Below are 4545 nucleotides of genomic sequence, written 5' to 3' on the forward strand. Positions count from 1 at the left end.
AATTTCGATCGACATCAATACCTCGGCAGGGCTGTTTCAAGCCCGAAGATTGCCATAACTGAACCCGGCGGCGCGACATCGGGTTTCATGACCATCACGGCGAAGGTCGGTACGGTCACGTGCAGCAGCGAGGCGAAGACGCGCACGCCGACCTCGGTGGTGCTGGTTTGGCCCGAAGGCGTGAAGGTGCCCAGCAGGTCGAATCCCACCCATTTCCGGCGAATCACCGCCTTCGCGCCAGCCGAGCAGCCCGCCGCAGAACGGCCAGGCGACGGCGAGGCCGTGAACCAGAACGGCGAGGTGGAAGGAGCCAGAGTGGTCGGCATCCGCGACAGTCATGCCGGCGAGTCTGAGTCGGTTGGCAAGGTCATGTGCACCAGCAGGCCACCGCCGGCGCGCGGTGTCAGGGTCAGGCGGCCGCCGTGCCGCTGTGCCACCGTGGCGGTCAGCGCCAACCCGAGGCCCGCGCCGCCGCCGGCGCGATTGCGAGAAGGCTCGGCACGCGCGAAGGGCTGCAGCACCCGCTGACACTCGGCCGCGTCCAGGCCCGGCCCGCGGTCCGCGACCTCGATCGACCAGGTCGGCCCGACCCGCCGCACTGCGACCTCCGCAGCACCGGCGTAGCGCTGGGCGTTGTCGATGAGGTTGATCAGGGCGCGCCGCACCGCGGGCTCGTCGCCGACACAGGACGCCGCCACCGGCGCACGACAGCTCACCGCGGGACCGATCTCGCTGGCCAGCATGGCGCACTCGCGGGCCAGGGCCGCGAGGTCGAACGTGGCTGACGCCAGCGGCGCCTGCTGGCTGCGCGCGAACTCGAGCACGTCGTCGATCATCGATCGCATGCGGTCGATGTCGGCCACCATGCGGCCGCGCAGCGGCTCGTCGATCTGCTCGGCGCGCAGCCGCAGGCCGGTCAGTGGTGTGCGCAGGTCGTGCGCCACCGCCGCCACCATGCGCGTGCGCTCGGCTGCCTGGTCGGCCAGGCGTCGGCGCATCGCGTTGAAGGCCGTCGCGGCGGCATCGATCTCCCTGGGTCCCGTGACCGCCAGCGGGGGACCGCTGCCGGCGAGATCGGCCTGGGTGGCTGCGTCGGCCAGGGCCCGGACCGGCTGCGCGATCTGGCGCGCGACGTAGGCGGCCAGCGGCAGCGTGATGGCGCTGCCCAGGGCCAGTGCGAGCAGCACCCGGTAGCGCCAGACGCTGCCGAGCGGATCGGGGGGCATGAACACGAGCCAGATCCCGTCGCTCTGTTGCTCGGCCAGCGCGAAAGGCGGCAGTTGCAAGGCGGGCCGCGACAGCACGCGCTGCACCACGGTGGCGAGTTACGCGGAGGAGGGGGCCTGCGCCGCGGCATCGGCCGCCACCACCTGCACGGGCGGCACGCTGCCCCCCAGGCTGCCGCCGTTCAACCAGCGGGCCTGCAGTGCGGTCGTGGTGCCCGGGCGCAGGCTGGCCGCGGCGGCGGCGACCTCGGGCGCCGGCGAGCCGACAGGCAACTGCGGCTGCCGCTGGCGCTCGAGGCCACGCTGCGCGGCCAGGTCGGGGTGAGCCAGCGCGGCGACGGCATCGGCCAGGGTCATCGGCGGCATCGGCGGCACCGGCACCCACGACACCGCGGCGAAGGCCACGGCCAGGACAGCGGCAACAACCGCCGCGCTCAGAAGCATCAGCTGCGTCTGCAGAGGCAGCGGCCGGCTCATCGCTGCTGCACCTCGGCGACGAAGCGATAGCCGGCGCCGCGAACGGTCTCGATCAGCTCGGCCGAGCCGCCGCCTGCGTCCGCCAGCTTGCGCCGCAGGCGGCTGATGGCAAGGTCGATCACGCGGTCGAAGTTGTCGGAAGGGTCGCTGCGCGTCAGCGCGAGCAGGGTATCGCGGCCGAGCAGTCGGCCAGGTCGCTCGGCCAGCACACTCAGCAGGTCGAACTCGCGCGGCGTCAGCAGCACGGACTGGCCGCCGGGCGAGAACAGGCGGCGTTCCTGCGTCTCGAGCCGCCAGCCCGAGAAGGCCAGAACCCGCGCACCGCCCTGCGGGGCCTGGCCGCGACGAAGGACGGCCCGGACACGCGCCAGCAGTTCGCGCGGCTCGAAGGGCTTGGCCAAGTAGTCGGCAGCGCCGAGCTCCAGGCCGACGATGCGGTCGGTGGTGTCGCCCAGCGCACTGAGGATCAGCACTGGCGGATGCCCGGGGGGCAGGCGACGGCAGATTGCCAGCCCGTCTTCGCCGGGCAGCATCACGTCGAGCACGATGAGGTCCGGCCGTGCGCGGGCCAGCTCGCGGTCCATGGCTGCTCCGTCGGTCGCGGTGCGCACATCGAAGCGGTGGCCCGAGAGGTACTCGGCTAGCGCCTCGCGTACGCTGGCGTCGTCTTCGACGATGAGCACCCGGGCTTCAGTCTCCATCGCGCGATGATGCCCGGCGGGTGTATCGATTTCTTGTCGGCGGCGACAAACGGACGATACGTACGGGCGTTTTCATTCCAGGCATCATCACACCGTCGTCGAGGCCGTTCATGCGCTCCATTCCTTCCCATACCGCCGCGATGACCGTGGCCTGCGTCCTCGCCGCCTCGGCCGCGTGGGCTGCGCCCGTTCACTGGCAGTTGCCGATCGCCATGCACGAGGGCTACCCGATGCTCGACGTTCGCTTGCCCGGCCGGACCGAGCCGCTGCGCATGGTGCTCGACACGGCCGCCAGCCATTCGGTGATCGACCTCGCGCTGGCCCAGTCACTGGCGCTGGTCGACGAATCGGCCAGCGAAGCCCGCGTAGAGGGCGCGGGTGGCCGTGCCGCCACCATGCGACCCGGGCGGCGCACGGCGATGCAGATCGGACCCATGCCGTTCGAGACCGCTCCCGTGTTGCTTGATCTGAAGGCCCTGCAGACCCCGACGCGCCGCATCGATGGCATCGTCGGGCAAGACCTGATCAACCGGCACGACATGCGCCTGGACCTCGGCGCCGGGCGCCTCGAGCTTGTCGCACCGGGCAGTCAGCCGCACTGGTTCGCCCGCGGGCAGTGCCAAGACAACGGACCGCGCAGCGAGCGTCCGGCACCGGCCGCGGGCTTCTTCGTCGTCGACGTGCAGGTCCAGGGCCCGGAGCCCGGTACGGCGCCGGCCAGTGTGCGCGCGGTGCTCGATACCGGCGCGGCGAGCAGTCTCATCAACTCGGCCGCGCGCCGCGCACTGGCCGTGGCCGACGGGGACCCGCGGCTGCGCGACCGCGCCCAAGGCACGCAGGGCGTCTCGGCCCAGGCCGTGGCCACGCAACTGCTGCCGATCGGTGGCCTGGCGCTGGCGGGCTGGCAGATGCCGGCGTTTGAGGTGCGCGTCAGCGATCTGCCCGTGTTCAGTGTGCTCGGGCTCGGTGGGCAGCCGGCCATGATCCTCGGCATCGACGTGCTGCAGCGGGTGCCGTGGGCCCTGGCCGCGGGCGCGTCGCGGATGTGCCTGGGGTAGCCAAAATTCTCACTGATGTGTCGGGCTCGCAGCCCCCCCAGGCTGGACGGGCGGCAGCCCCTGAAGCGACGCACTGACCTCATGGACCTGAGAACACTGCCTACCGCACCCGCTTGTAGTTCGTATACCCGCCCGGCGGCGCGACATCGGGCTTCATGACCATCACGCCAAACGGCGGTACGGTCACGTGCAGCAGCGAGGCGAAGACGCGCACGCCGGCCTGCGTCGTCCCAGCCTTGCCCGAGGGCGTGAAGGTGCCCAGCAGATCGATCATGGGCGAGCTGTCCATGAGCTTCGAGTTGGCCACGAGCACCGTCTCGGTCACCTCTTCAGGGTGCGGGTTGACGACGACGACGATGGTGTCGGCCGCGCGGTCGGTGTGGCGCTCGAAGGCCAGCAGCCGGTTCGCGGTGCAGGCGCGGAAGTCCCCCACGCGCAGGGCGCGGTGCTCTCGGCGCAGCGCGATGAGGCGGCGGGTCCAGTCGAGTGCGGGGTGGCCCTGCGCCACCAGGTCCCAGCGCATGGGCGCGCGCATCTCGGGGTCATCGCCGCCGGGCATGTCCAGCTCGCTGCCGTAGTACAGGTTGGGCGAGCCCGGCAGCGTGCACTGCAGCACCTGGGCCAGGCGCCGTGCGCGCTCGTCCGGCAGGGTGGTGGCCAGGCGGGGGGTGTCGTGGTTGTCCAGGTAGATCCAGGACTTGAGCATGTTGTCCAGGCCGGACTCGTCCACCATGCGCGTGATCATGCGCGTGGCCGTGGGCGCGGCCAGCCGGCCGTCGCACAGACGCAGGATGATGTGGCGCAGCGTGAAGTGCATCACCCCGTCCACGGACGGGAACCACTCGCGCGGGTAGTTGGCCAGCTCTCCCACCACCAACGAACCGGGCTTCTCCTCATGCGCGGCGTTGGTGAGTTCCTCCAGGAAGTGAAAGCCGATGTCGAAGGCCACGTCCAGGCGCCAGCCGTCCACGCCGTCGCGCAGGTAACTGCGCACCACGGAGTCGCGGCCCGCTTAGAGGTGCTCGCGCACGGTTCTTCGTCGTTTGGAGTGGATTTCCTTGGTTTTGACTCTGCATAGTGGTG

General features: G+C 71.0%; 6 protein-coding genes. 1 reads left to right on the top strand and 5 read right to left on the bottom strand.

Annotated elements, in window-relative coordinates:
* Positions 1-14 precede the first annotated feature (14 nt).
* From ACOVRJ_RS06675 to ACOVRJ_RS06690, 4 genes are read right to left on the bottom strand one after another with little or no spacing between them, the layout of a single operon-like run.
* Positions 15-326, bottom strand: coding sequence for a hypothetical protein (locus ACOVRJ_RS06675; RefSeq protein ID WP_422043104.1), 312 nt, complete (start codon positions 324-326; stop codon positions 15-17).
* A gap of 9 nt (positions 327-335) precedes the next feature.
* Positions 336-1316, bottom strand: coding sequence for a sensor histidine kinase (locus tag ACOVRJ_RS06680; protein WP_422043105.1), 981 nt, complete (start codon positions 1314-1316; stop codon positions 336-338).
* Positions 1317-1325: 9 nt separating this feature from the next.
* Complete coding sequence (locus ACOVRJ_RS06685) at positions 1326-1703, bottom strand: hypothetical protein (RefSeq protein WP_422043106.1); 378 nt, start codon at positions 1701-1703, stop codon at positions 1326-1328.
* Complete coding sequence (locus tag ACOVRJ_RS06690; RefSeq protein ID WP_422043107.1) at positions 1700-2404, bottom strand: response regulator; 705 nt, start codon at positions 2402-2404, stop codon at positions 1700-1702. Before ACOVRJ_RS06690 ends, ACOVRJ_RS06685 begins: the two co-directional genes overlap by 4 nt.
* Before the next feature lie 110 nt (positions 2405-2514).
* Here ACOVRJ_RS06690 and ACOVRJ_RS06695 point away from each other — a divergent pair, with 110 nt between their 5' ends.
* On the top strand, positions 2515-3462 hold the full coding sequence (locus ACOVRJ_RS06695; protein ID WP_422043108.1) for an aspartyl protease family protein: 948 nt from the start codon (positions 2515-2517) through the stop codon (positions 3460-3462).
* 100 nt (positions 3463-3562) lie between these two features.
* Here ACOVRJ_RS06695 and ACOVRJ_RS06700 read toward each other — a convergent pair whose 3' ends face one another.
* Positions 3563-4459, bottom strand: a complete 897-nt coding sequence (locus ACOVRJ_RS06700; protein ID WP_422043109.1) for an alpha-amylase family glycosyl hydrolase — start codon at positions 4457-4459, stop codon at positions 3563-3565.
* Positions 4460-4545: the final 86 nt, after the last annotated feature.

Origin of the sequence: Roseateles sp. (genome assembly GCF_049240545.1) — a bacterium.
Lineage (GTDB): Bacteria > Pseudomonadota > Gammaproteobacteria > Burkholderiales > Burkholderiaceae_C > Paucibacter_A.

Excerpts from the sequence above, each read along its gene's own strand:
- ACOVRJ_RS06675 (WP_422043104.1), bottom strand. The coding sequence starts at position 326 with ATGCCGACCACTCTGGCTCCTTCCACCTCGCCGTTCTGGTTCACGGCC.
- ACOVRJ_RS06685 (WP_422043106.1), bottom strand. The coding sequence starts at position 1,703 with ATGAGCCGGCCGCTGCCTCTGCAGACGCAGCTGATGCTTCTGAGCGCG.
- ACOVRJ_RS06690 (WP_422043107.1), bottom strand. The coding sequence starts at position 2,404 with ATGGAGACTGAAGCCCGGGTGCTCATCGTCGAAGACGACGCCAGCGTA.
- ACOVRJ_RS06695 (WP_422043108.1), top strand. The coding sequence starts at position 2,515 with ATGCGCTCCATTCCTTCCCATACCGCCGCGATGACCGTGGCCTGCGTC.